Raw genomic sequence first — 25,510 nt, forward strand, 5'->3', positions numbered from 1 at the left:
CGATTGCAAGCGGTCGGCGGGGCCATTGTGGCCCTTGACAGCGGATTGGGTCATATGAGCGAGCGGGCACCAGAGCGAGCAAGGTGCCTTGAAACGAGGCGGCATTGACCTTCTGGTCATGCCGCCGCAGTTGAAAGGCAGATTGCCGCTCTGGCGGGTTTGCAGCGTCAACTGGTTACGCGGGTTGGTAAACCCGCGTAACTACCTACTCCCGAGCTCCGTACTGCTCGTAGTAGGCGTCGATGGCGGCCTTGAGCTCGTCATCGATGACGACCTTACCGTCGATCTCGTGGTTGTAGAGGGTCTCGACGACCTCGGCCATGGAAACGATGCTCGCGACGGGGAAACCGTACTTGGCCTCGATCTCCTTCTGCGCGGTGGTCACGCCACCCTTGCCGACCTCCATGCGGTTGAGGGACACGATGAGGCCCTTGATCTCGACATCGGCAGCAGCCTTAACCTTGGGATAGGTCTCGTCGATGGACTTACCGCTGGTGGTGACGTCCTCGACCATGACCACGCGGTCGCCGTCCTGGGGCTCATAGCCCAGCAGGTTGCCCTTATCGGCGCCGTGGTCCTTGGCCTCCTTGCGGTCGCAGCAGTACTTGACCTCCTTGCCGTACAGCTCGTGGTAGGCAATTGCGGTCACGACGGCCAGCGGAATACCCTTGTAGGCCGGTCCAAACAGCACATCGAAGTCGTCGCCAAAGTTATCGTGGATGGCCTGGGCGTAATACTCGCCCAGCTTCTTGAGCTGATAGCCCGTCACGTAAGCGCCAGCGTTCATAAAGAACGGGGACTGACGGCCACTCTTGAGCGTAAAGCTACCGAACTTAAGAACGTCGGACTCGACCATGAACTTGATGAACTCTTGCTTGTAAGCCTCCATGCGGGCTCCTCTCGTAATCGCGTACGTGCCTTCCAGTTTAGCGCAGGCAGGGCGCGTTGCGGGCGCGCTTTGGGGCCTCGGCATTCTGTAAAGGCTTTGTCAGGGGCAATGGTTTTCCAAACAAAGGGGTTGACACGACAAACCCCCTCATCAAGAATACGGGCGGATTAAAACGGGTACGAGATACCCAAAGCGCGCTGCGCCCGTCCATAAGGAGGTGTGCCATGGAAGGCAGTCATAGTCGAAAAACCTGCATGTCGCCCTCGGCACGCCGCGAGGATTCCGTATTCGCATAAGCGTCACGAACCGATCGTCAAAACCGCCACAAAGGTGCCTGTCCCCTTTGTGGCGGTTCGCGAGCTTGACGTGAGCGACATCTAGGTTTTTTGAAGCAAATACGACACGTACGCTAACTCCCTTCAACAAGGAGGACCCTATGCTGATGCTCAAAACCGCTACGGTACTCGAAGCTATCTCCAAGCGCCGCCGCACGGCGCGCCCTGCCGCCCACGCCGGCCTGCCCAAGAACACCATATTCGCCGCCACCCATTGTGCTGAGGACACTCTCGTACTGCTTAACGCCACGGCAAACGGACTCACTGCCGAGCACGCCGCCGAGCGCCTGGACGCCGCCGGCCCCAACACCATCGAGGCGCCGACCAAGACGCTCGCCCGCCGCATCGCCGACGCGTTCATCGATCCCTTCGCCGGCATCCTCGCCGCGCTCGCGCTGGTCTCGCTCTACATCGACGTGCTCGCCGTACCCGAGCCCCAGCGCGATCCCTCCACGGTCATCGTCATCGGCATCATGCTGCTGGTATCGGGCAGCATGAAGTTTATCCAGGAGGCTCGCAGCGGCAATGCGGCCGAGGCCCTCAAGGACCTGGTCTCCAACACCTGCTGTGCCCTGCGCGACGGCGAGCGTATCGAGATCCCCTTTGACGATCTCGTCCCCGGCGATGTAATCCGTCTCTCTGCCGGCGATATGGTGCCGGCCGATGCCCGCATCATCACCGCGCGCGACCTGTTTGTGATCGAGTCCGCACTCACCGGCGAGAGCGAGGCCGTCGAAAAGACCGCTGCCATCACCGTCGCCGAGGGTGCCGGCAGCCCCGCGCTGCCGCTCTCTGCCTGCAAAAACATCGTCTTTACCGGCACCTCCGTGCAAAACGGCACCGCTATAGCACTTGTCGTTGCCACCGGCTCGGACACCTACCTGGGCGGCATCGCCAAGATGCTCAACGGGCGCGGCGAGAAGAGCGCGTTTGACCGCGGCGTCTCGAGCGTCTCCATGCTGCTCGTACGCCTCATGCTCGTTATGGCGCCGGCCGTCTTTGCCATCAACGCCGCCACCAAGGGCAGCGTCATCGACGCGCTGCTGTTCGCCACGAGCGTGGCCGTGGGCATCACGCCGCAGATGCTTCCCGTCATCGTGACCACGAGCCTGTCGCAGGGCGCCAAGGACCTCGCCCGCCGCCAGGTTATCGTCAAGGAGCTGCCGGCGATCCAAAACCTCGGTGCCATGGATGTCCTGTGCTGTGACAAGACCGGCACCCTCACCGAAGACCGCATCGTGCTCGAGCGCTATCTCAACACTGACGGCAACGAGGACGCACGCGTGCTGCGCCATGCGTTTTTGAACAGCTTCTTCCAGACCGGCCTCAAAAACCTTATCGACCTGGCCGTCATCGACCGTGCCGACGTGACGCCCTCGACTGTCGCGCCCGACTCCACGCTGGGCCAGAGCCTGCGCGACCGCTATACCAAGGTCGACGAGGTGCCCTTCGATTTCTCACGCCGTCGCCTGAGCGTAGTCGTCGCCGACGCCCAGGGCAAAACCCAGATGGTTACCAAGGGAGCTGCCGAGGAAATGCTCGAGATTTGCTCCTTTGTCGAGGTTGACTGTGTCGCCCAGCCGCTCAGCGAAAATAAGCTCGCCCAGATTCGCAAGCAAGTCGCCGAACTCAATGCCGAGGGCCTGCGCGTGATCGCCGTGGCGCAAAAGACCAATCCGCGCTGCGTGGGTGAGTTTGGCATCGCCGACGAGTGCGACATGGTGCTGATGGGCTTTTTGGCCTTCCTCGATCCGCCCAAGGCGAGTGCCGCGGGCGCCGTCGCCACCCTCGAGGCCAAGGGCGTGGCGGTCAAGGTCCTGACCGGCGACAACGATCGCGTCGCCGCCACCGTCTGCGAGCAGATCGGTATCGACGCGAGCAATGTCTTGCTGGGCTCCGAGATCGATGCGCTCGATGACGCCGAGCTTGCCGAGCGCGCCGAGCACACCCACCTCTTCGCCAAGCTCTCGCCGCTGCAGAAGGCGCGTCTGGTGCGCGTCATGCGCGAGCTGCTCGGCCACACCGTGGGCTTTATGGGCGACGGCATCAACGACGCCGCCGCCATGCGCGCGAGCGACTGCGGCATCTCGGTCGATTCGGCCGTCGACATCGCCAAGGAATCCGCCGATATCATCTTGCTTCAGAAGGACCTGGGCGTGCTCGAGCGCGGCATCATCGAAGGCCGCCGCACCTACGGCAACCTGCTCAAGTACCTCAAGACCACGGTGAGCTCCAACTTTGGCAACGTACTGTCCGTGACCGTCGCGAGCCTGTTCCTGCCGTTTTTGCCCATGAGCGCCCTGCAGCTGGTGTTGCTGTCGCTGGTCTACGAGATCGTGTGTATCGCGCTGCCGTGGGACACCGTCGATGACGCCTGGACCGCCCGTCCGCGCGCCTGGGACGCCGCGTCCATTAAGGGCTTTATGCTCGAGTTGGGTCCCGTGAGCTCGCTGTTTGACATCGTAACCTTCGCCGCGCTCTTCTTTGTGGTGTGCCCTGCCACCGTAGGCGCAAGCTGGTCCGAGCTCGCCGGGACGGGCAACGCCGCAGGCATGGCGGCCTTTGTGGCGCTCTTCCAGAGCGGCTGGTTTGTCGAGTCCATGTGGTCGCAGACGCTCGTGATCCACATGCTGCGCTCCCCGCGCCTGCCGAGCCCGCGCGACCACGCCGCGCCCGCGCTGTGCGTTCTCACCGTACTGGGCCTGGCGCTCGTCACCTGGCTGCCGGCAAGCCCCATCGCCGATGCGCTCGGCCTCTTGCCGCTGCCGGCGAGCTTCTTCGCGCTGCTCATCGGCATCGTCACCGCCTACATCGCGCTCACTCAGCTGGCAAAGCGCCGCTACATTGCCCGCCACGGCGAACTGCTGTAACTCCACAGGCACCCTCGTCAAGGATGTTTGGGCCGCCGCGACCCGCCCCCGCTGGCCGCGGCGGCCCAAAACAGCTAAAAACGCCCCTCACCCCCGCTTTAATTTCTTTTGCAAGTTTTAACTTCTTTTGCTTTCTTTCACTTCTTTTAACAAGGCGCCCGGCGGGCATAAGTTGCTCGCCGGGGGTGTCGGTTCGACGAAGAGGCCTCAGCCGTAGCAACGGATTGCCCAGCGAGAGATTTCCCAAGTGCCAACTCAAACAGTACATGTTTAATCTGTTTCGTTAATTGAAATGCGTAAATATGGTTAACCAAAGAATTGATATTTGGTTAAATAGTAACTGTATATTTGGTTAAATGTACTGGTAAACAATGGTGATAATTATGCCAAAGAAGTACTACACTAGAATTATCGAAAATGAGCTTGACCAGCTGCTGGGTATATTCGGCGCCGTTCTCATCGAAGGACCGAAATGGTGCGGAAAGACGACCACGGCCGAGACCCGTGCGGCGTCCAGGCTCCTTCTCATGGACCCGTCCCGCAACTTCGAGAATCGCTTGCGTGCCGAGACTGACCCGGCTCTTGCCGTTTCCGGCGAGGTGCCGCGGCTGATTGACGAGTGGCAGGAGGTTCCGAAACTTTGGGACGCGGCACGGTTTGAGTGCGACAACCGCAGCGGCGAGCCTGGTCAGTTCATATTTACGGGGTCAGCGACACCGCGAGACGACGAACGTCCAATGCACAGTGGCGCTGGAAGGTTCGCTAAATTGCGCATGGATACCATGACGCTTTTCGAGCTTGGGAAATCCAGCGGCGCGGTTAAGCTGTCGGGCATTATTTCTGGCGAAAAGTTCAATGGCGCTTTCGGATCGCTGGATTCCGCCTCGATTGCCGAGTACGTTGTCCGTGGCGGATGGCCCGCGGCGGTCGGTCGCGATGCGCTGGCTGCGTCGGCGATGGCGAAACGTTACATCGGCATAGTCGCCGAAGAAGATTTGTCTCGTGTCGACGGCTCTCGCCGCGACCCTGAAAAGGTCAAAGCTGTCATCGAATCGCTTGCGCGCAATGAATCCACTTTGGCGACACTCAAGACGCTCGTAGCCGATCTTGGTGGAGGAGTATCGAGACAAACGGCGGCATCATATATATCCCTTCTCGCTCGGGTTAGTTTCGTTCGCGATATTCCCGCATGGAACCCCGCAATGAGATCTCCCGCGCACTTAAGAGAATCGAAGAAGCATCATCTCGCTGATCCGTCACTGGCGGCCGCTGCGCTCGGAGCGACTCCGGCGACATTGCTGCTAGATTTCAAGACGCTTGGGCTGCTTTTTGAATCGTTGGCCCTTCATGATTTGTGGGTTTATGCGCAGGCAAATGGAATGGGCCTCTATCACTATCACGATTCTCGCGATCTAGAAGTCGATGCAGTCATTGCGGCTCCCGGTGGAACGTGGATCCCGGTCGAAATCAAGCTCAGCTCCGCCCAAATCGAAGAGGCGTCTGACAGCCTTATTGCTGTCGAGAAGCGTATGGTTGCCGCCGGAAACAACCCGCCAGTTTCGAAAGTCGTAATCATTGGATTTGGTTCACAAGCCTATGTCACTGACCGCGGCGTCCAAGTTGTTCCGCTGGATGTGCTCGCGCCGTAGTGCAATTGCAAGTTTTTACTTCTTTTAACAAGGCACCCGACGGGCATAGGCTGCTCGCCGGGCGCCTTGGTTAGGATGCTATTGCTGTTGAGAACGCCTAGGCCAAATCTTCGCCGTTGGTGGCGATAACCTTCTTGTACCAGTCAAAGCTCTTCTTCTTGGAACGCTTGAGGGTGCCGTTGCCGGCGTCGTCGCGGTCCACATAGATAAAGCCGTAGCGCTTGGACATCTCGCCCGTACCGGCCGAGACCAGGTCGATCGGGCCCCAGGTGGTGTAGCCCAGCAGGTCAACGCCGTCCTCGGTCACCGCATCGCGCATCGCGGCAATATGCTGACGCAGGAAGTCGATACGGTAGTCGTCGTTGATAGAACCATCCTCCTCGACAACATCCCTGGCACCCAGACCGTTCTCAACCACAAACAGCGGCTTCTGATAACGGTCGTACAGGTCATTAAGGGTGATGCGGAAGCCCAGCGGATCGATGGCCCAGCCCCACTGGCTCTCCTGCAGGTAGGGGTTCTTGGCGCCGGCGAAGGCGTTGCCCTGGGTGCGCTTGACATCGGGGTTGTCGGCACCGGCAGAGCAACGGGTGCTGTAGTAACTAAAGCTGATGAAGTCGACGGTGTTGGCAGCCAGGACCTCGCGGTCCTCGTCGGTCATGCCCACATCGATGCCCAGGCGCTCGAGTTTCTTGACGGCATAGGCCGGGTAGTAACCGCGGCTCTGGACGTCGACGAAGAAGTAATTGTCCTGGTTGTCAAGCTGAGCCTGGCGTACATCGCCCGGACGGCAGCTGTAGGGATAGTAGGTGCCCGCGGCGAGCATGCAGCCGATCTTGACCTCGGGGTCGATCTCGTGGGCGATCTTGGTTGCCCAAGCGCTGGCGACGAGCTCGTTGTGGGCGGCCAGGTACTCGACGGCTTCCTTGTTCTCGCCCTCCTCAAAGACCAGGCCGGCACCCATAAACGGCAGGTGAAGGATCATGTTGATCTCGTTGAAGGTGAGCCAGTACTTCACCAGGCCCTTGTAGCGGGTGAAGATCGTGGTCGCGAGGTTCTTGTAGAAGTCGATGAGCTTGCGGTTGCGCCAGCCGCCGTACTCCTTGATGAGGTGGACGGGGCAGTCGAAGTGCGTGATGGTCACGAGCGGCTCGATGCCGTGCGCCTGGCACTCGCGGAACACGTCCTCGTAAAAGGCCAGGCCGGCCTCGTTGGGCTCGGCCTCGTCACCGTTGGGGAAGATACGGGTCCAGGCCAGGCTCATGCGGAAGGTCTTAAAGCCCATCTCGGCAAAGAGGGCAATGTCCTCCTTGTAGTGATGGTAGAAATCGATGCCGGTCTGCGCGGGATAGTAATAGCCGTCCTCGAAGTCGAGCATCTTGCGCTGGCCGGAGACCACCGCGTAACGCTCCGGGCCGTGCGGCGCCACATCCACGTTGGCCAGGCCGCGACCGTCAACGTTGTACGCGCCCTCGCACTGGTTGGCAGCCGTCGCGCCGCCCCACAGGAAGTCATTACGGAAAGCCATGCATCGATCCTTTCACACGCTGTTTGTCGTGGCTTCAGTATCCCCGTAAGCAGCGCGCCACTCAACGGCAACGGCGCAGGTCGGCACTTCTTTTCGCGCACAGACGCCCGGCAGCCGCCCCCGTCTGACACTTTTTGATACCTGCCCGCCCAAACCGCCAACCACCACAAAGGGGACAGGCACCTTTGCGGCGGATTGGGCCCGGTTTGTCTCGATCTGTAACAGTTAGGCAGCCAAAACCGGGCCTGGTGTTACAGATCGAGATTTTTCGGGCAGCCCCTTCAGTTTGTCTAAATCTGTAACAGGTAGAGACGATTTAGCCCGCTAGATGTTACAGATCGAGATGGAAGATTCTAGTCGCAGGCGATGTCGAGGTTCTTGCCGACGAGGCCTACGTAGCCGCCTTCGGCTGCTTTGGGGCTGTCGGCGTGGCAGAGGACCCACTTGTCGGCCTTCCAGTAGCAGTAGCTGTCGCCGGCCGCGGGCATGTCGGCCGCCGCCTCGGGGCGCGGGCCGTTGGTACCCGCCGGCAGCGCAACCATCACTTGGAAGCCGCCGTCGTCGACCATGCAGGGCGTGTAGTGAAGCGTGGTGTTGAATACCTCGACGACCTTGCCCGCCGGCACGCGGAACGCCTTGACGCACGCGGTGTCGAGCTTGCCGTCCTCGATCTCCCAGCGATGCGCCACGAGCAGGATAAAGTCGCGGGCGCCCAGGTTAAACTCGCTGGCGCGGTGATACTCCAGGCAGTTGAGGCGTGTGTTGTGGCCGTTGCACCAGCCGAGCTGGAAGGGGCGGCCGCCAAACATGAGAAAGCCCAGTTTGTCGGCATCCTTGACGCCCTCGAGCTCCGGCGCACTTGCTACGTACTTACTGCCCTCGGGGATGGGCGTGGCAGAGAGCGCCTCGAGCACGGGCGACGTGAGCACGGACGGAACGTTATCCCAAACGTTGCCATAGGATTTGAACTCGGGATCGTTGACAGAGTAGATATGCATGTTCACTCCTGTTTGTAAATGTGACTATACGAACATTCTAGAACAAACATGAGCGATTTTGAACGCTCGTCCCGACCAATCAACAAAAAGGCGCCCCCGCATAAGCGAAGACGCCCAATGCGCTCGTTTTGGGCGATAAAGCTCTTATGCCTGCTGATAGTGCAGGTGCTTCTCATCGATATCGGCCAGATCGCGGTCGAGGTAGCGGCGCGCGAGCCAGTTTGCCATGGGAAGGTTCTGGTCCAGGTAGTTACCGCACTCCTCGGGAGCGGCACCGGGGACATCGCCCTCAAAGCCGGCGACAAACTCGAACAGTTCGCGCACGAGCGGCAAGATTTCCTCGCTCGTCAGCTCACCAAAGACAACCAGGTAAAAGCCCGTACGGCAGCCCATGGGCCCAAAGTAGACAATGCGGCTCGACCACTCGGCATGATTGCGGAGGAACGTCGCGCCCAGGTGCTCGATGGTGTGGCACTCGGCCGTGTTCATGACCGGCTCTTTGTTGGGCGTGGTCAGGCGTAGGTCAAAGGTGGTGACGGCGGCGCCGGTCGCCGGATCGCGGTCGATGCGGCTCACGTACACGCCGGGCTCAAGCAGCAGATGGTCAACGGAAAAGCTCGCGATGCGCTCCATGGCAGATCCTCTCGATAGTCAAATTGGGACGGGGCTCTTTTAGCTGGTTCGAATGGTCGCACCAATCATACCAGTCAAAAAAGCCCCGTCCCAAAAAGACAACTTAGCCAAGGACACGGGCCATACGGGCCTTGAACTCGGACAGGAAGCGCGGGGTATCGACGGTCAACGCCACGAGTGTGCTCTTGTCGGGATCTGCCACGCGGCGCTCATCGCAGATGGTGCGGCCGCGATACTCACCCAGCAAGTCAACACGCAGGTTACAGCCGAGCGCACCCACGAGCGTGGGATCAATCGCCACGGCAACCGCCAGCGGATCGTGCAGCGCGCAGCCGCCCAGGTAGGACGCGTTCATCTCGTACGAACCAATGTAGTGCTCGACCATGCTCGCAAATGCGCAGCCGGCCATGGTTCCCGAACCCGTCCAGCCGGCAATGTCGCGGCGCGTGAGCACCACGCGATGCGTCACGTCCAGGCCCACCATGGTGAGCTTACGGCCCGAGCGCAGCACCGCGTCGGCTGCCTCGGGGTCGCTCGCCATGTTGGCCTCGGCGCCCGCGCTCACGTTACCGGGCACGGTAAGGGCGCCGCCCATCACGACCACGCGGCCGATGGACATCATCGCCGCCGCATCGCGCTCCAGGGCGAGCGCTAGGTTGGAGAGCGGGCCAGTCGCTACGTAGACCAGATCGGGACCATAGGTGCGCGCGGCATCGATCAGATAATCGACCGCAGCGTTGCCGTCGGCCGAGGTCGCCCCCACCGGCTCGTAGGGCGACGCGGGCACGCTCGCGCCGCCGATGCCGTTCTTGCCGTGAATGAGCGCGGTGGACGCCGGCGGCGTATAGGGCTCAGTCGCTTGCAGAGGACGGTCGGCACCCAGGTACACCGGCACCTCGGGACGGCCCAACAGGTCGAGCACCGCCAGGCAGTTGTGCGCCGACTGCTCGACGCGCACGTTGCCAAAGCATGTGGTGATGCCCACGAGCTCCACCTCGGGGCTCGCGATGGCATAGGCAAGCGCCATCGCATCGTCCACACCCATATCCAGATCAAGGATCAGCTTCTTAGTTGCCATTGTTTTACTCCGCTTCTCCGTCTTGTACTAATCGTCTAAACCAAACATGCGCCCAACTTCGGCACGCGTGGGAATCGACTGCTGCGCGCCCAAACGCGACACCGTCACCGCCGAGGCACGGGCGCCGGCGGCCATGCATTCAAAGAGCGGCAGGCCCTCCAGGCGAGCCGCCGCAAGCGCACCAATAAACGTATCGCCCGCGGCCGTCGTATCGACCACCGCGCACGAAAGTGCCGGCATGCGCAGCAGCTCACCGTCATCGCCAAATGCAACTGAGCCGGCACCGCCTAGCGTGATGACCGCAGCCCCGGCGCCCTTGTCGAGCAGCGCATTGAGCGCGGCGACGCAACTCGCATCATCCGTGGGCAGAATGCCCGTCAGCACCTGGCACTCGGTCTCGTTGGGGCAGACCAGGTCGACCGCAGGCCAGACCTCCGCAGGCAGCTCGCAGGCGGGCGCTGGATTAAAGACCGTATAGAACCCCAGCTCGTGAGCGCAAACAAGCGCCTCGGCCGTCGCCACAAGGTCACATTCGCCCTGGGCGATAAAGACGCTTCCGGCAGCCGGGGCAATCTCGCTGGCGTCGCCGTCGAGCTCATGGGCCACCAGACGCCTCAACGCGCAGGCAACGTCCGCGCCCGCAAGCGCATGGTTGGCGCCCGGTGACAGTATGATGCGGTTGTCGCCCTCGCAGCGAATGATAGTCGCGGTGCCGGTCTCCACGTCATCGCGAAGCGCCACGAACTCAACACTCACGCCGGCATCCTGGAGCCCCGCCACAAGCGCATCGCCAAAGGTATCACGTCCAACAGCGCCGATCATGCATGTGCGCGCACCCATGCGCGCGGCGGCAACGGCCTGGTTAGCGCCCTTACCGCCGGCGTTGGTGATAAACCCGCTGCCGCCGACGGTCTCGCCCGCACGCGGCATGCGCTCGCACGCCACCGAAAGGTCCATGTTCATGCTGCCGAACACCGCAATGATGTCGCGATCTGCCATGGAAACCTCCTCATCTGCGGGCCTTATGCCCACCGTCGACCATCGATTGTGCGCCCTCGCACCCCCTATAACTTTAGTTCACTTTGATGTGGACGCACGCTTGAGCTTGCGCCAGCAGCAAGCATTCACAGGAGCAGGCAGCTACAATAAATACGTGCTGATTATTCTCGTCATTGGATGATGTTTTATGGAACAATTCTCGCAATCGGGCTCGCGCGGTCGACGCCGCACAGGCAACGAGCCGGCGCCGCACGAACGCGTGAAGAGCGAACGCCGTACCAACGAGCCGCGACGCACCGCAAGCCCTCATCGCGCTTCTACCAACAACGCGGGCCGCGCCAACACTCCCGCCGCGGAGCAGACGCCCGCTCGCCCCAAGTCCCGCTACATCCCTGCCCTTGACGGCCTACGCACGCTTGCCGTCGTCGCGGTGGTGCTCTATCACCTCAACCTCACGTGGGCGCAGGGCGGTCTGCTCGGCGTCACGATCTTCTTTGTGCTTTCGGGCTATCTGATCACACGCCTGCTACTCAACGAAGTCGCTAAGACCGGCCGCATCGACCTCAAGAGCTTCTGGATTCGCCGCATCCGTCGCCTGGTCCCCGCCGTGGTAACGGTAGTGTTCGTGACCTGCGCGCTGTGCACCATCTTTAACCACGTGATGCTCACCAAGATGCGCCCCGACATCCTGCCGTCGTTGCTGTTCTTCAACAACTGGTGGCAGATTGCCCAAAACGTCTCGTACTTCAATGCTCTGGGCGACCCCTCGCCGCTCACGCACTTTTGGTCGCTTGCCATCGAGGAACAGTTCTACCTGATTTGGCCGCCACTGCTGTTTGCCATGGTATCCATGCATGTGAGCAAGCCCAACACGCGCCGCTTGGTTCTGGGCCTTGCCGCGGTATCTGCCCTCGCCATGATGGTGCTTTACAACCCTGCCGCCGACCCCAGCCGCGTGTACTACGGCACCGACACCCGCGTGTTCTCGCTACTGCTGGGTGCCTGGATGGCCTTTATCCCCGATCGCGACCTGGCGCCAGTGCGTCTCGCTCATCGTTTGGGGCTCAATCGCCTGGCTGGCGCCGCCAAGCACGACAAGAACGCCGAGGGCAAACCTAGCGAGAAGGCCGACGAATCAGCCGAGACCGCCCCGGCACAGCCGAGCACCCTCGTGCGCTTTTGGTCCTCGCCCACATCCATCGATGTGTTGGGCGTCGTGGGTCTGGTTGGCCTTGCCGCCATGGTCGCGCTCACCAACGGCTACACCGCGTTCCAGTATCGCGGCGGCACGCTGCTGTGCTCGGTCCTCACGCTCATGGTCATCGCGGCCTGCGTGCAGCCCCAGGGAATGGTTGCCCGCGCGCTGTCCGCCGAGCCGCTCGTGTGGGTTGGCAAGCGCTCGTACAGCATCTACCTGTGGCACTATCCCCTGCTGTTGCTCATGAACCCGGTCGCCAACATCAACGATACACCGTGGTGGCAGTACATCTTGCAGGTACTTGTGGTGGTCGCCGTGGCCGAATGCTCATATCGCTTTATCGAAACGCCGTTTAGAAAGGGCGCCTTTGAGCGCACCGTATCCGAGTTCCGCGACGGCACCGCCACGCCCGCCAACTGGGCACGCGCGCACGTCCCTGTCTGCGCAACCTGCGCTGTCGTGTTGGTCGTTGCACTGGGCGGCCTGATCTTTGTGCCGGAGACCTCCGCACTGAGCGGTGAGGGCGCCGAAGTCCTCAACAAGGAAGCCAAAAACACCGCGCCCGCCGACCAACAGGCGGCCGACGACACCGACAAGGACAACGACGGCTTCCCCGATGGCTCCTACGATTTGCTTATGATCGGTGACTCCGTGTCGCTGCGCGCCGTTGATTCCTTTGACGGCGTGTTCCCGCACAGCCATATCGATGCCGAAAAGGGCCGCCAGTTTGATGCGGGCCGCGCGACATTTGAGGGCTATCTCCAACAGAACCTTGCCGGCAAGATCGTGGTCTTTGCGCTGGGCACCAACGGCTTGGTAACCGACGATCAGATCGACGCCATCATGGCCGATGCAGGAGATAAGCGTATTGTGGTGTTTGTGAACACACGCAGCCCGCAGCCGTGGGTTGGCTCTACCAACCAGGCCATCGCCAACGCCGCTACGCGCTACAAGAACGTGCGCGTTATCGACTGGTACGGATACAGCGCCAACCGCAACGACCTGTTCGATGGCGATGGCACGCACCTATCGACCGCTGGCGTGACTGAGTACCTCAACTTGATCCACGATGCCGTCAAGAAGGACCTGCCCGTGCACCCCGAAGATCACGTCAACGATCCGCAGCCGGCAGCCGTCAAGTCTGCCACCGACGCGCTCGTCAATGCGCTCGCTCTCAAGCCGCACAAGCTGGGCACCGACAAGTAACCCGCAGCAAACAACCCAAAATCACTCTTTTCGAGCCGGCCCCAAGAGGTCGTGGACAAAAAGGAGCAAATATGAGTACTGTTACCATTTTAGTAGCAGGCAAAACCACCCAAAATGGCGCCCATGCGGTAGCGCGCGAGGTAGCGCGCAGAGATGTGGTGTAAGAGGCGGGGAATGCCCCGCCTCTTACACCACATCTCTGCGCGCTACCCAACAGTACTCATATTTGGCATTTTTTGTCCACTCGCATATTACCAACCCCCTATAACAGGCAAAAAACAGGCCGCAGCCCATCGCTGCGGCCTGTTTGGAGTCAAAAAGAGGCGCTAAGCGCTGTAACCCATCGCCTGCAGAACAAACATGACGACCGTGAGCACCGTAATCACGCCGATAGTCGCCCAAGTGAGCACGTTCCACACGCGGCCGTTGCGGTTGGCACCCATAATGTGACGGTCGGCGGCGATAACCACCTGGAACACCAGAACCACGGGCAGTAGCACGCCATTGATGACCTGCGAGGTCATCATAATCTGGAACAGATCGACGCCGGGCATAAGCACCAGCACGGCAGAGATACCGATGATGGCCGTAATGATGCCGCGATAGACCGGGGCCTCGTCCCAGCTGCGGTCGGCACCGCGCTCCCAGCCAAATGCCTCGCAGATAGCGCTCGACGTAACGCCCGGTAGCACGCAAGCAGCCAAGAAGCTCGCCGCGACCAGGCCCGAGGCAAACAGCACCGTGGACCACTGACCCGCAATAGGCTCCAGCGCGCGGGCAGCATCGGCAGCATCGCTAATCTGAATACCCGCCGGGAACAGCACCGTACCGGTCGTGATGATAATAAAGCCCGCAATGATATCAGCAGCGATCGAGCCGCTCACGGTATCAATACGCTGCAGCACGATGTCGTCCTCGCCCGCATTCTTATCGACCACGTTATTCTGCGCCAAGAAAATCATCCACGGCGCGATGGTGGTACCGATCGTTGCGACCACGAGCGACACGTAGCTGGGGTCATTTTGAATGTTAGGCACGACCAGGTCGACCGCGACCTCACCCCAGTTGGGGCCAGCCATAAACGCGGCGACAATATAGGTCACGAAGACGCAGCTTACCAACAGCAGAATCTTCTCGATGCGCTGGAAACTACCCGACATGGTAAGCATCCACACCAGCAGCGCCACCAACGGCACCGAGATGCTCGCCGGCACGCCAAAGAGAGCAAGGCCGCTGGCGATACCCGCAAACTCCGAAATGGTCACAGCCGTGTTGGCGATCAACAGCGCCGCCATAGCAAGTACACTCTTGCGCACGCCAAAGCGCTCGCGAATGAGCGATGCCAGGCCCTTGCCCGTGACGCAGCCGCAGCGCGCCGCGGTCTCCTGCGTCACGATGAGCAGCACGGTCATGACGGGAAGCATCCACAGCATCTTGTAGCCATAGCTGGCGCCCGCGCTGGAATACGTTGCAATGCCGCCGGCGTCATTGCCCGAAAGCGCCGCCAGCAGACCGGGACCCATAGCGCCAAAGATGGCCGCGATGGTCAACTTTTGCTTGGTGCCCGACTTTTGCTTGGTATTTTGCACGCGACCACCTAACCCATGACCGACATGGTGAGCAGCACCGCAGCGGCACAGTACGCTACGCACGAGATCATGACGGCAATAACGTTCATGGCGGTGCCCGACGTATTGAGGTCGTGCTCGTCACGCCAGAACAGCACCATCAGGTAAATCACGGCGCTCATGTTGCCAATCAGACAGACGATGGCCGCGATGTTAAAGCACCCGGTAAAGAGTTGCTCCTCAAACATGGACGCATCGGGGAACGCAGCGGTGCGCACCAGCTGGGCGCACAGGTAGGTCACGAGTGACAGAATCAGGCCCATACCCGTGCTCTGGAAGAAGAACCCCAGATACGGCTTGGGTTCGTCGTCGTGACCGTCATACTCCAGGAAGTAGTTCTTGACGAACGACACCATGCGCGAGGCCGCCAGCAGCACGAGCGGCATGGCGCACATGGGGAACACCACCAGATGCGCGGAGCCGAGCGCCGTTCCCAGCACGGTCGCCATGATGCACGACGCGACGCCCCATACAACAACCCAGTACTGGCGATGTACGAACCAGCTGAGCACGTTCGTCGAGTCGTCCGATGCGCTATCGCCCGAGCCGACACCGGCGATCTGCAGGTCCTCCTGATGCTCCTCGGCTATAACGTCCATGGCGTCGTCGAAGGTCACGATACCCAGGATGTGGCGGTTCTCGTCACAGACGGGGATAGCTACCAGGTCATACTTGGTCATCTCATCCGTCACGTCTTCCTGGTCCTCGTCGGGCGACACATAGACCAGGTCGCGATAGGCCAGCTGACCCAGCGTAGCGTCGCGGTCGGCTACGATCAGCGTGCGCAGCGAAAGCACGCCGGTCAGCATGCCGCTCGGATCCTCGGTATAGACGTAGTAGACGCTCTCGAAGTCCTCGTCGAGCTCGCGAATCGCCTCGATGGCGTCACCGACCGTTGCCGTGGCGGGCAGGGAGACAAACTCCGAGGTCATGATGCGGCCGGCGGTGTTGTCCTCATACCCCAGCAGATTACGAATCGCCTTCTCCTCCTTGACGCCCATCAGGCGCAGGAGCTTCTCGGCCTTCTCGTAATCGAGCTCGTCGATCAGGTCGGCAGCGTCATCCGGGTCCATCATGGCCAGCATCGACGATGCGTCCGTGTCGGACAGGCCCTCGAGCATCTCGGTCATGAGCTCGTCGTCATCGAACTCCGAGATGGCCTCGGCGGCCTGGGCAGTATCGAGCTGCGCAAACACCTGCGCACGTAGGCGCGGGTCGAGCTGCTCGATAATGTCGGCGATGTCGGCAGGGTGCAGCTCGCCGAGCGTCTTGTGCGACACCGAGAGTTGAATGTTCTTGGTCGAGCGGTCGAGCAGGTCCATGTAGGACCAAGCGATGATGTCCTCACTGAGCGGCTTGCCCAGGTGCTTCATAAAGCCTTCGACGATATGCTCGAGCGCGGGGCTGATGGCGCGTAGCAGACCGCGGGCACCGACCTCGGCGCCCAGCAGGCGCAGCTGGTTTTCGCCCGACATGGAAAACTTGATGTCGTTTACGCGCACGACCTTCATGCCCTGCGTGTCGACGATCTGCTTGTTGAGCACGTCGCGTGCGAGCAAGAGCTCGGTCGGCTGCAGGTACGAAAAACGGATTTCGGTGGCCGACGTCTTAAGGTGTACACCTGTCTCGTCGATACGGTCGACCCATTTGCGCCAGCTGATCATAAACGGCGTCTTGCCGGGGCCGCGGAACGCGAGCGACGTCACGTGCGGAAAAACTTCGCCGGTTGCAATGCCAAAATCGTTGACCACGCCGAGCTTTTCGCCGTCGACGTCCAAGACTGGCAATTTGAGCATCTCACTCAGATAATTCAATGGTGCTCCCCATCATTATTCCTCCGGACGCGGCCGCGCGTGCGGCGTCCGGGGGCTTCTGGATATGTATACGCATGCGCGGGCGGCACGCCGCTCGACGCTTACACCCCGTGCATGCGCAAAAAGCACCTGCATGGGGTCATCGACTGTATGGTCGAGGTTTGGATTTCACCTGTAACCTTTCTCTTGACCCTCATTAACCGCAGTAACTATAGCATCAGCATCGCCCTGCGGCATCGAATTTATGCGCTGCACATTGCAGGCATACCAAACGCTGACGCATCCGTGACATAGTCATTGGGGACGTTCTTAAATGACTACCCAATAACTACTCTGTGGTGTCGTTGTCCTCGGCAAGTTGGGGGAACACGGCATCCTTGGGCATGGTGACCTTCGTCAGCGAGGTGAGCTTTTTGCTCAGCGACGCGTCCGTCTTGACCAGGTCGCTGAGCGTCACGATCTTGTAGCCGTCGGCAATGAGGCCGTCGATAATCTGCGGCAGCGCCTCGAGCGTCTGCTCGGCGCATTCGTCTCTATCGGTGAGCAGCACGATATTGCCCGGCGTCACCGAATCGAGCACCGTCGAGACCTGCTCGTCGGCACCGTTGAGCAGCCAGTCGCCCGAGTCAATATTCCACGAGACCACGGCGGAGACCAGGTCCATCGCATCAATCCAGTTTTGCTCGTCAAAGGCAGCGTAGGGAGCACGCAGCAGCATCGTCTTCACGCCGGTCGCCGACTTAATCGCATCGGTGCCTTTCGTGATCTGTTCGCGTACCGCCTCACGGTCCTGACCCTTGAGCGAATCGTCGCTGTAGCTGTTGGATCCGATCTCGCACCCGGCATCGACAATCGCCTTGGCCGTGGCAGGCGATGCCTCGGCCGCATCGCCCGACAGGAAGAACGTCGCGGTGACGCCCTTTTCCTTGAGTACCTGCAAGATCTGCTTGGTAGCGCTGCTCGGACCCTCGTCAAACGTCAGCGCCACGTACTTTTTGTTGCCCTTGGGCGCCACGCTGGCGCACGCAACGACGCAATCGGTGGCGGGCACGACCTCGCCGCGGTCCTGTGTCTTGCCCGATTGCTCGCCGACCCACACCTCGGAGCGGCCCTGGACACCCCACGTCTGCACATACTCGATAGCGCCCGTACCCTCGACCTTGAGCTTGGGCTCGATAACCGTAGCCTGAACCTCGTGCTTCTCGTAGGTGTTACGGCCATCCTTGACCGTCACCTTCTCGCCGCCCTCAAGTTCGCGGCTATCCCATTTGCCCTGCTTCACGCGCTTGCCGTCGACCTTCACCGACAGCTTTTCGCCCCCATGGCGCTTGAGCACGCTGTCATCGACGGCCAGCAGGTCGCCTGCGTCGTAGGTGTCAGTCAACTCCTGGTCGTCGATGAGATTCTGCAGCGTAGAGCCCACACGCACCGCTGTCTTCTGGCCGTTGAGCTCCACGTCCACACTGCGGTTGACGTAGCCCACGACGGCAGCGATAAACAGCACGAGCGCGCAACCCACGGCGATGAGCGCGTAGGGCAGGCGAGACGAACGACGGGGTGTGCGGCTGTTGCCGATGCGCGCGCTGCGATCGCTAAAGCCGCGGCTATGGTTGAGATACATCGCGCCGGGCTTACGGTGACGGCGGCGCTGACCGCTGGGCAGCTGCCCCAGGTCGCGGCGCGCCGTCGGACGCGCACCCGAACGCCCGTTTAAGTTGGATCCGTTTTGGCGCATGTGCCCTCCCCCATAAACACAGCAAGCCGGAGCAACAGGTCTCCGGCTTGCCTCCCATCATTTGGTACGTCGCTATTTTGTAGCTTTTGACGAGCCTCCGCTCGCCTTTTGGTATTCGTCCTTAAAGGCCTTGAACATACCGCGCGTCTTGCCGAGCTGCTTGCCCAGTGCGCGGCTGCCCTTGTCCACGGCGACCGATCCCTTGTCATCGAGCACCTTGGCGCCCTTTTTGACCTTGTCGCCCACCACGACGCTGGCCTCGGCGGCCTTGGCAGCCGCACCGCCCGAATACCCGAGCGACTTGACCTCGTCCGAGACGACCATCGCGCCGTTCTCGTAGCCGCGCAGCATCGTCGGCGGCACCTGCGTGTCACCAACCAAAACACTCGAAGCAGCGCCGGCGGTCACATAGAATGCCTGCACGATGCCCGAGCGCGGCTTGAACTCAACGTCCGAGCAATAGCCCACGACGTCGCCCGATTCCGTGCGCACGTCCATACCGACCCAGATGATGCAATCGTCCAGGTTGATGTCGAGGCGCTTGGCCGCAGCGGTATCGTAGGTGCCCTTGACGTCGTCAACCGCGATGGCGCCCTCGTAGACACCAATGGCGTCGAGCGCTACGAATCGGTCGGGACGCTCGATCATGCCCGCGATATCGGACTGGCGGACCATAAAGCCGACCACGCGCGTACCGCCCGGGGTAAAGACCGGAAAGTGAATCTTTCCGAGCTTTTTAGGGCTGCGCGGCGTGCCGTCCTTTTTGGTGCGCTTGTCCTCGGCAGGCTTGCGATAGATCTTGGCGCCGACAAAATCCCCGGCGCGCATTATGCCTCGGTCGAGGGCTCCGCAGCCTCGGCATCAGCCTCGACGGCGTTCTCGACCATGACGTCGGCGGCAGGCGTCACGTTGCCACCCGAAATGGCGTCGTTGAGCTGCTCGCGCAGCTGGTCCATGCGCTCGCGGGCCAGGTCGACCTTGGCGCGCAGGTCGTCGGTCTTGGCGTCGACCATCGGGCCAAAGTCATTCACCGCAGCACGGGCCTCCTCGGCGCTGTGCTCGTAGGTGTCGCGCATATTGTCCCAGGCGTCGTTGGCGATATCGGCAGCCATGGCGCGGGTCTCGGCGCCCGAGCGCGGGGCCAGAGCAACACCGATAATAGCGCCGGCAGCGGCACCAAAAAGTGCGCCGGAGACAAAGCTGAAAGTCTTACCCATGATCATTCCTCTCCTGCGGGCACGTCGGTGCCCACCGTTTGAATGCTGTCCATTATACCCGCAGCGCATCACTTGCCGCTCCGCTCATCTGCGTACGGCAAAGGCGCAGGTACGTGATGGTGATAAACGCGTAGGCCTACTCCTGAGGCATAGCCGGCATGGCCACCGTGGCACCCGGGTCCTCGCCGGCGCCGTCCACGAGTGGCAGGCCGCCCTCATGCGCAGGTCCTGCCGGAACCGTCGCCGCACCGCCAAAGACGGCAGCGGAGGCCTCGTGGTTCTCGGCAACCGCGCCCTCGGTATCAATCGCCACCTGGGGCTCGTCGTCAAAGTTGGGGACGCCCTGGGGCTCGGTGGGAACGGGCTCGGCGGTCGCATCGGCAACGGGCTCGGCGTCGACCGGCACATCGCCCTCGTCAGCGCCCTCGTCCTCGGCAGCATCTTCGCCGTTCGCAGCAGCGACGGCCTCGTGAGGATCCTTGCCCTCGGCCTCGGCGCGCATGCCCAGCACCAGGTTGCGCAGGCCCGCGACCGTGCCTTCCACGTCGGGGGCAGGCTGGTCGGCGTGCAGGTACGCCCAGTCCATCATAAAGGTGGCCGACGACAGCGCACCGATGGCCAGTGCGTCGTCGGGACACGAAAGCTCGACCTCAAAGACACGCTCGTCATGCTCGCTTACGCGCGTGCGGCCGCACGAGATGCTACCGGCAAGACCGGTCTCGTTCATGAGCTCGACCGTCACGTGCTCCAGCAGGTGGCAGAGCTCGGTCTGACCCATGCAGTCCTGGAACTCGCGGCCGGAATCGCCCAGGCACAGGTGCTTGGCAATCGCCGGTACCAGGTAGTACACGCGCGCCGTGGCCTCGATGTCCTCCGAGGTCATGAGCGGCATGCCGGGGTTCACCAGCACATGCGCACAGATCTTGTCCTCGCTGACGGTGACCTTAAGGATGTTGAACAGGCCTGCCATAACTCTCCCCTACTCTTCCTTGTCCTACTCGTCGCCATCGTGCGGATCCACAGAGCCCGCACCCGACGCCGCCGGCTTCTCTGCCGAAGACTCGGAATCCTTCTTATCGGTTTCGGCCGGAGCGATCACGCGAATGAGCGAGATGCGCTGGCCACGCATCGACTGCACTTTAAACTTGTACCCCGCGACCTCAAACACCTCTCCGATGTCGGGCACCGAGTCGCAAAGCTCCAAAATCCAGCCGGCGATGGTCTCATAATCATCGCTTTCCTCGAGCGGCCAACCAAGCTCAATCGCGTCATCGCACGAAAAACGCCCATCGACGAGCCACTCGCGGCGCGAAAGGCGCGTGAGGTACTTGTTGTCGGGGTCGAACTCGTCCTCGATCTCGCCCACGATCTCCTCGACGATGTCCTCGATGGTGATGATGCCGGCCGTGCCGCCGTACTCATCCACGACGACCACGATCTGGTCGTGCGAGGTCTGCATCTCGGACAGCAGCGGCAGGATGTCCTTGGTGTCGGGCACAAAGGTGGCGTCGCGCAAAAAGCCGGCGATGGGCTGGTCGCCCTTGCCATCGAGCGCGGGCTGGATCAGGTCCTTGATGTGCGCGATGCCCGCGACGTTGTCGGGGTCCTCGTGATAGACGGGGATGCGGCTGAAGCCGGTCTGGCGCATGGTGGACAACACGTCGGCGACCGTCTCGTCGTCCTCGCACATGGTGGTGTCCACGCGCGGCACCATGACCTCGCGGGCAACGGTGTCGCCCAGGTCGAAGATCTCGTGGATCATGCGCTTTTCCTCGTCGAGCAGGTCGTCCTGCTCCGAGACCATGTACTTGATCTCTTCCTCCGAGACGTTCTGACGGTCGTCGGCACTCTTGATACGCAAGATGCGGGCCAGGCCATCGGAGCAAGCGCCAGTCAGCCACACGAGCGGACGGGCGATCTTTTGGAATACGGAGAGCGGTCCCACGACCTGCTTGGATACGCCCTCGGCGTTAGCAAGGCCGATGCGCTTGGGCACGAGCTCGCCGATCACGATGGACACAAAGGCGACGGCGACGGTGATGATGACCGGCGCCAGGCCGCGCGCGATGGCGGAGAGCGGCGCGATGCCAAAGCTCATGAGCCACGTGGCGAGCGGGTCGGACAGGCTCGTCGAGGCAACGGCGGACGAGGCGAAGCCCACGAGCGTGATGGCGACCTGGATGGTGGCGAGCAGCTGGTCGGAGTCGGCAGCCAACTTAATGGCACGCTCGGCGCGCTTGTCGCCTTCCTCGGCCTCATGCTCCAGCACGGCGCGCTTGGCCGTGGTGAGCGCCATCTCGGACATAGAGAAGTAGCCGTTGATGAGGGTCAAAACGAGGGTAGTGATAAGGGAGATGGTTATGTCCATCGGGAGTTTCTCGAACCTCCAAGATTCGGGACGTCAGGTCAAAACGTTGATGACGGATACGGCAATTGCACCGGCGCCCAAACGAGGACGCGGGCGCGCAGGCGTGGTCGCTAAATTACGAAGAGAATCACCGCCATGAACTGGAAGATGCTGCCGGCGAGCACCCACAGGTGAAACACACTATGCAGATAGCGCACGTTTTTGGCGATGTAGAACGGCACGCCCACGGTATAGCACACGCCGCCGACAGCGAGCAGGGCAAGTGCCACGGGGTTGAGCAGCGACACGAGCTCGGGCAGCTTAAAGACAACGAGCCAGCCCATCAGCAGGTAGACCAGGCCGCTTACCCAGTGCGGCTGGCGCTCGCGCATAAAGCACTCGAGGGCGATGCCGATAATGGCGATGGCCCATACGGCGAAGAACAGCGCAGCGCCGCCGTCGTTTGCGAGCGTGATGAGGCAAAACGGCGTATAGCTGCCGGCTATGAGCAGGTAGATGCAGCTGTGGTCGATGATGCGAAACACGCGCTTGGCGCGCGCGGGTTGAATCGCATGGTAGAGCGTGGAGGCTAGGTATTCGAGGATGATGCTGACGCCATAGACAATTGCCGCGGCCATGTGGGCCGGGCCACCGCCGCGCAGTGCAGCGAATACGATCAGGAGCACCAGACCCGCAATACCCAGCAAGCAGCCGACACCATGGGTGACGGAGTTCATAATCTCCTCGCCCACCGTGTAGTGCGGAACGGCCGCGGCCTTGGGTCGCGGCTTGGAACTGTCGCTCGAATCGGACATGCCGGTTACATCCTCCAACGTAAAGAGTTCTCAACACTATATCAAAGCGTCTGGGTGCGTGCGAAATTTGCACCATACGTGACCCTTTGTTTACCCATTCTTTGCCTGTTGACGCATCAACGGTGAACGTCCATAATGCGCTTGCATTAAATGTTGATGTATTAACATCTTATAGGAAAGCTTCTTATGTCTCAAAACGCACGTTCCCATCGAAAGCTCAAGATAGCCGGCGTCGTTGCGCTGGTGGTTGTCATTGCGCTGCTCGGATTTGCCGGCAACTTTCTGTTTGACTTCGCGCTGAATCCCCGCGCGCCATACACCATGAAGATGATGCAGGACGGCAAGGACGGCAAAGAAAGTGAGCAGCCGGATGCCGAGGGAACCGAGGCGCGGGCGTGGTTTAAAGAGAATCGCGAGAGCAGCAGCCTCACCGCAGATGACGGGACCGAGCTTGCCGCCTGGTATTTTGCTGCGTCGGAGAGCACGCACGACTACGCCGTCTGCCTGCATGGATATACCAACGAGCCCATCGGTATGGCCCGATACGTCAAGCGATTCCACGACCGCGGCATGAACGTACTCGCACCCGCCGCCCGCGCCCACGAGCGTTCCGGCGGTGACTACATCGGCATGGGCTGGCCCGAGCGACTCGATGTCGTCGCGTGGATCGGGCGGATTGTTGCGGCCGATCCCAAGGCGCGCATCCTGGTCTTTGGCGAGTCGATGGGCGCGGCGACTGCCATGAACGTAGCGGGGGAATCTCTGCCCGCAAATGTGAAATGCATTATCGAGGACTGCGGCTATACAAGCGTTTGGGACGAGTTTTCCCTGCAGCTCAAGGATGTATTTGGCCTGCCCAGTTTTCCCTTGCTCGATGTAGCAAACTTGGTGTGCAACGTGCGCGCGGGCTACGACTTTCATAAGGCGAGCAGTGTGGAGCAACTCAAACACGCGACGGTTCCCATGTTGTTCATCCACGGCGACCAGGACACCTTTGTGCCGTACGACATGCTCGACCAAAACTACGACGTGTGCGCCAGCAAGGTCAAGCAAAAGCTCACCATCCATGGCGCCACCCACGCCAAGAGCGCGCAAGTTGACCCCGAGCTCTACTGGAATACGGTCGACGAGTTCCTCGACAAGAATTTTTAAGCAAATAGTACGGTTTACTGGTCTATCTGGCCCCTAGCACTTCCAAAAAGCCGCCCGTGGGCGCTGTGCTCACGGGCGGTTTTTACTAACGTTGCGCTACAAAAGCGCTTGATATGTCCAATAGCTAGGCGCTATTTGACCTCGATGAGCTCGTACTCGCTCGTGCCCAGGCCGATCTTCTCGGCATGCGCGATGCACGCGCGCCAGTCGGTGTCGGGATGCGTGATGCAGAAGGGATCCTTGGCCTGCTCGCCCTCCAGATGCTCGTGATTATGCTCCATCTTGGCCGCGCTGTCGGTAAGCTCGGTGTTAGGCAGCGGCTCGGACGCCAGGACGGCGTCGGCGCAGGCCTGGTCGATGGCGACCGGGTCGAAGCTCGCGAACATGCCGATGTCGTTGACGATGGGCGTGTCATTCTCGGGATGGCAGTCGCAGTTGGGGCTGATGTCCATGGCGAGCGAGATGTGGAAGCTCGGGCGGCCGTCGACGATGGCCTTGGTGTACTCAGCGATCTTGTAGTTGAGTACGTCGGCCGCGGCATCATAGTCGGGCTTGATGCAGTCCTGGTTGCACGCCGCAATGCAGCGTCCGCAGCCCACGCAGCGATCGTGGTCGATGGCAGCCACATGAACCGTGCGAGCGCTGCCGTTGGCAAGCTCGCGCTCACGCGTACCGTCAAACGTGATGGCGCTGTGCGCGCATATCTTCTCGCAGGCACGGCAGCCAACGCAGTTGGTGGTATCGACGCTCGGCTTGCCAGCGGCGTGCTGCTCCATCTTGCCGGCACGGCTACCGCCGCCCATACCCAGGTTCTTCATGGCGCCGCCAAAGCCGGCCTGCTCATGGCCCTTAAAGTGGGTGAGGCTAATCACGATGTCGGCGTCCATGAGTGCCTGGCCGATCTTTGCCTCGCGCACGTACTCGCCGCCCTCGACCGGAACGAGCGCCTCGTCGGTGCCCTTGAGGCCGTCGGCGATGATGATCTGGCAACCCGTGGCATACGGGGTAAAGCCGTTCTGGTAGGCGGTGTCGATGTGCTCGAGCGCGTTTTTGCGGCTGCCCACATAGAGCGTGTTGCAGTCGGTGAGGAAGGGTTTGCCGCCCAGCTCCTTCACGACGTCTGCGACGGCGCGGGCGTAGTTTGGGCGCAGAAAGCTCAGGTTACCCAGCTCGCCAAAGTGAATCTTGATAGCGACGAACTTGTTCTCGAAGTCGATCTGCTCAATGCCGGCGCGGCGAATGAGGCGTTTGAGTTTGTCGAGCTGGCTCTCGCGAGCATGCGTGCGCAGGTTGGTGAAGTACACCTTTGCCGGTGCTGCGGGTGCGGTTGCGGTCATAGATCTATCCCCTCGGTCTATATGGCGTTACAGACATAGAGGATGGTACCCGTTGAAGTGGGGTTGAAGTCAAGCGCAACGC

Annotated in this window: 19 protein-coding genes; 4 read left to right on the forward strand and 15 right to left on the reverse strand. The window is 61.2% G+C overall.

What is annotated here, in order from left to right; translation table 11 throughout:
- Nucleotides 1-205: 205 nt before the first annotated feature.
- Nucleotides 206-889 carry an orotate phosphoribosyltransferase gene (gene pyrE, locus DW925_RS07450; RefSeq protein ID WP_117630014.1) on the reverse strand — a complete coding sequence of 228 codons (684 nt, stop codon included), beginning with the start codon at nucleotides 887-889 and terminating at the stop codon, nucleotides 206-208.
- Nucleotides 890-1,325: 436 nt separating this feature from the next.
- Here pyrE and mgtA point away from each other — a divergent pair, with 436 nt between their 5' ends.
- Nucleotides 1,326-4,094, forward strand: a complete 2,769-nt coding sequence (mgtA, locus tag DW925_RS07455) for a magnesium-translocating P-type ATPase (RefSeq protein ID WP_117790721.1) — start codon at nucleotides 1,326-1,328, stop codon at nucleotides 4,092-4,094.
- A 383-nt stretch (nucleotides 4,095-4,477) separates the two neighbouring features.
- Entirely contained in the window at nucleotides 4,478-5,743 is a 1,266-nt protein-coding gene (locus tag DW925_RS07460; RefSeq protein WP_158565756.1) for an ATP-binding protein, read from the forward strand.
- A gap of 97 nt (nucleotides 5,744-5,840) precedes the next feature.
- Here the strand turns inward: DW925_RS07460 and DW925_RS07465 are convergent, their stop codons facing one another.
- From DW925_RS07465 to DW925_RS07485, 5 genes are all read right to left on the reverse strand, one after another.
- Nucleotides 5,841-7,271, reverse strand: coding sequence for a 6-phospho-beta-glucosidase (locus DW925_RS07465; RefSeq protein WP_117630016.1), 1,431 nt, complete (start codon nucleotides 7,269-7,271; stop codon nucleotides 5,841-5,843).
- 353 nt (nucleotides 7,272-7,624) lie between these two features.
- The gene (locus tag DW925_RS07470) at nucleotides 7,625-8,269 is read right to left on the reverse strand and encodes a DUF4867 family protein (protein WP_117583664.1); all 645 of its coding nucleotides are present in this window, start codon (nucleotides 8,267-8,269) and stop codon (nucleotides 7,625-7,627) included.
- A 144-nt stretch (nucleotides 8,270-8,413) separates the two neighbouring features.
- Nucleotides 8,414-8,902: an S-ribosylhomocysteine lyase gene (locus tag DW925_RS07475; RefSeq protein WP_117583665.1), complete on the reverse strand. Its 489-nt coding sequence runs from the start codon at nucleotides 8,900-8,902 to the stop codon at nucleotides 8,414-8,416.
- Between the two features lie 103 nt (nucleotides 8,903-9,005).
- On the reverse strand, nucleotides 9,006-9,980 hold the full coding sequence (locus tag DW925_RS07480; RefSeq protein ID WP_117583666.1) for a nucleoside hydrolase: 975 nt from the start codon (nucleotides 9,978-9,980) through the stop codon (nucleotides 9,006-9,008).
- 27 nt (nucleotides 9,981-10,007) lie between these two features.
- Entirely contained in the window at nucleotides 10,008-10,979 is a 972-nt protein-coding gene (locus DW925_RS07485; protein WP_117583667.1) for a ribokinase, read from the reverse strand.
- 187 nt (nucleotides 10,980-11,166) lie between these two features.
- Here DW925_RS07485 and DW925_RS07490 point away from each other — a divergent pair, with 187 nt between their 5' ends.
- A complete protein-coding gene (locus DW925_RS07490; protein ID WP_117630017.1) occupies nucleotides 11,167-13,383 on the forward strand; it encodes an acyltransferase family protein in 2,217 nt (738 codons plus the stop codon).
- A 326-nt stretch (nucleotides 13,384-13,709) separates the two neighbouring features.
- On the opposite strand, the gene DW925_RS07495 is transcribed toward DW925_RS07490, so the two are convergent.
- The 8 genes from DW925_RS07495 to DW925_RS07530 form a co-directional block, all read right to left on the reverse strand.
- Nucleotides 13,710-14,906, reverse strand: a complete 1,197-nt coding sequence (locus DW925_RS07495; protein WP_055252163.1) for an Nramp family divalent metal transporter — start codon at nucleotides 14,904-14,906, stop codon at nucleotides 13,710-13,712.
- Nucleotides 14,907-14,980: 74 nt separating this feature from the next.
- Nucleotides 14,981-16,825, reverse strand: a complete 1,845-nt coding sequence (locus DW925_RS07500; protein ID WP_117716173.1) for a magnesium transporter — start codon at nucleotides 16,823-16,825, stop codon at nucleotides 14,981-14,983.
- 328 nt (nucleotides 16,826-17,153) lie between these two features.
- Nucleotides 17,154-18,560 carry a polysaccharide deacetylase family protein gene (locus DW925_RS07505; protein ID WP_233502315.1) on the reverse strand — a complete coding sequence of 469 codons (1,407 nt, stop codon included), beginning with the start codon at nucleotides 18,558-18,560 and terminating at the stop codon, nucleotides 17,154-17,156.
- A gap of 72 nt (nucleotides 18,561-18,632) precedes the next feature.
- Nucleotides 18,633-19,388: a PRC-barrel domain containing protein gene (locus tag DW925_RS07510; protein WP_117716174.1), complete on the reverse strand. Its 756-nt coding sequence runs from the start codon at nucleotides 19,386-19,388 to the stop codon at nucleotides 18,633-18,635.
- A complete protein-coding gene (locus tag DW925_RS07515; protein ID WP_117716231.1) occupies nucleotides 19,388-19,777 on the reverse strand; it encodes a YtxH domain-containing protein in 390 nt (129 codons plus the stop codon). Before DW925_RS07515 ends, DW925_RS07510 begins: the two co-directional genes overlap by 1 nt.
- A 136-nt stretch (nucleotides 19,778-19,913) precedes the next feature.
- Entirely contained in the window at nucleotides 19,914-20,747 is an 834-nt protein-coding gene (locus tag DW925_RS10270) for a hypothetical protein (RefSeq protein WP_233504106.1), read from the reverse strand.
- Nucleotides 20,748-20,771: 24 nt separating this feature from the next.
- The gene (locus tag DW925_RS07525) at nucleotides 20,772-22,145 is read right to left on the reverse strand and encodes a hemolysin family protein (protein WP_117716175.1); all 1,374 of its coding nucleotides are present in this window, start codon (nucleotides 22,143-22,145) and stop codon (nucleotides 20,772-20,774) included.
- Nucleotides 22,146-22,255: 110 nt separating this feature from the next.
- Entirely contained in the window at nucleotides 22,256-22,939 is a 684-nt protein-coding gene (locus tag DW925_RS07530) for a hemolysin III family protein (RefSeq protein ID WP_197032173.1), read from the reverse strand.
- A 186-nt stretch (nucleotides 22,940-23,125) separates the two neighbouring features.
- On the opposite strand from DW925_RS07530, the gene DW925_RS07535 reads away from it, so the two are divergent.
- Entirely contained in the window at nucleotides 23,126-24,091 is a 966-nt protein-coding gene (locus DW925_RS07535; RefSeq protein WP_117630021.1) for an alpha/beta hydrolase, read from the forward strand.
- Between the two features lie 131 nt (nucleotides 24,092-24,222).
- Here DW925_RS07535 and DW925_RS07540 read toward each other — a convergent pair whose 3' ends face one another.
- The gene (locus DW925_RS07540; protein WP_117716176.1) at nucleotides 24,223-25,428 is read right to left on the reverse strand and encodes a DUF362 domain-containing protein; all 1,206 of its coding nucleotides are present in this window, start codon (nucleotides 25,426-25,428) and stop codon (nucleotides 24,223-24,225) included.
- Nucleotides 25,429-25,510: the final 82 nt, after the last annotated feature.

Origin of the sequence: Collinsella sp. AM43-1, from assembly GCF_003467925.1 — a bacterium.
GTDB lineage: Bacteria > Actinomycetota > Coriobacteriia > Coriobacteriales > Coriobacteriaceae > Collinsella.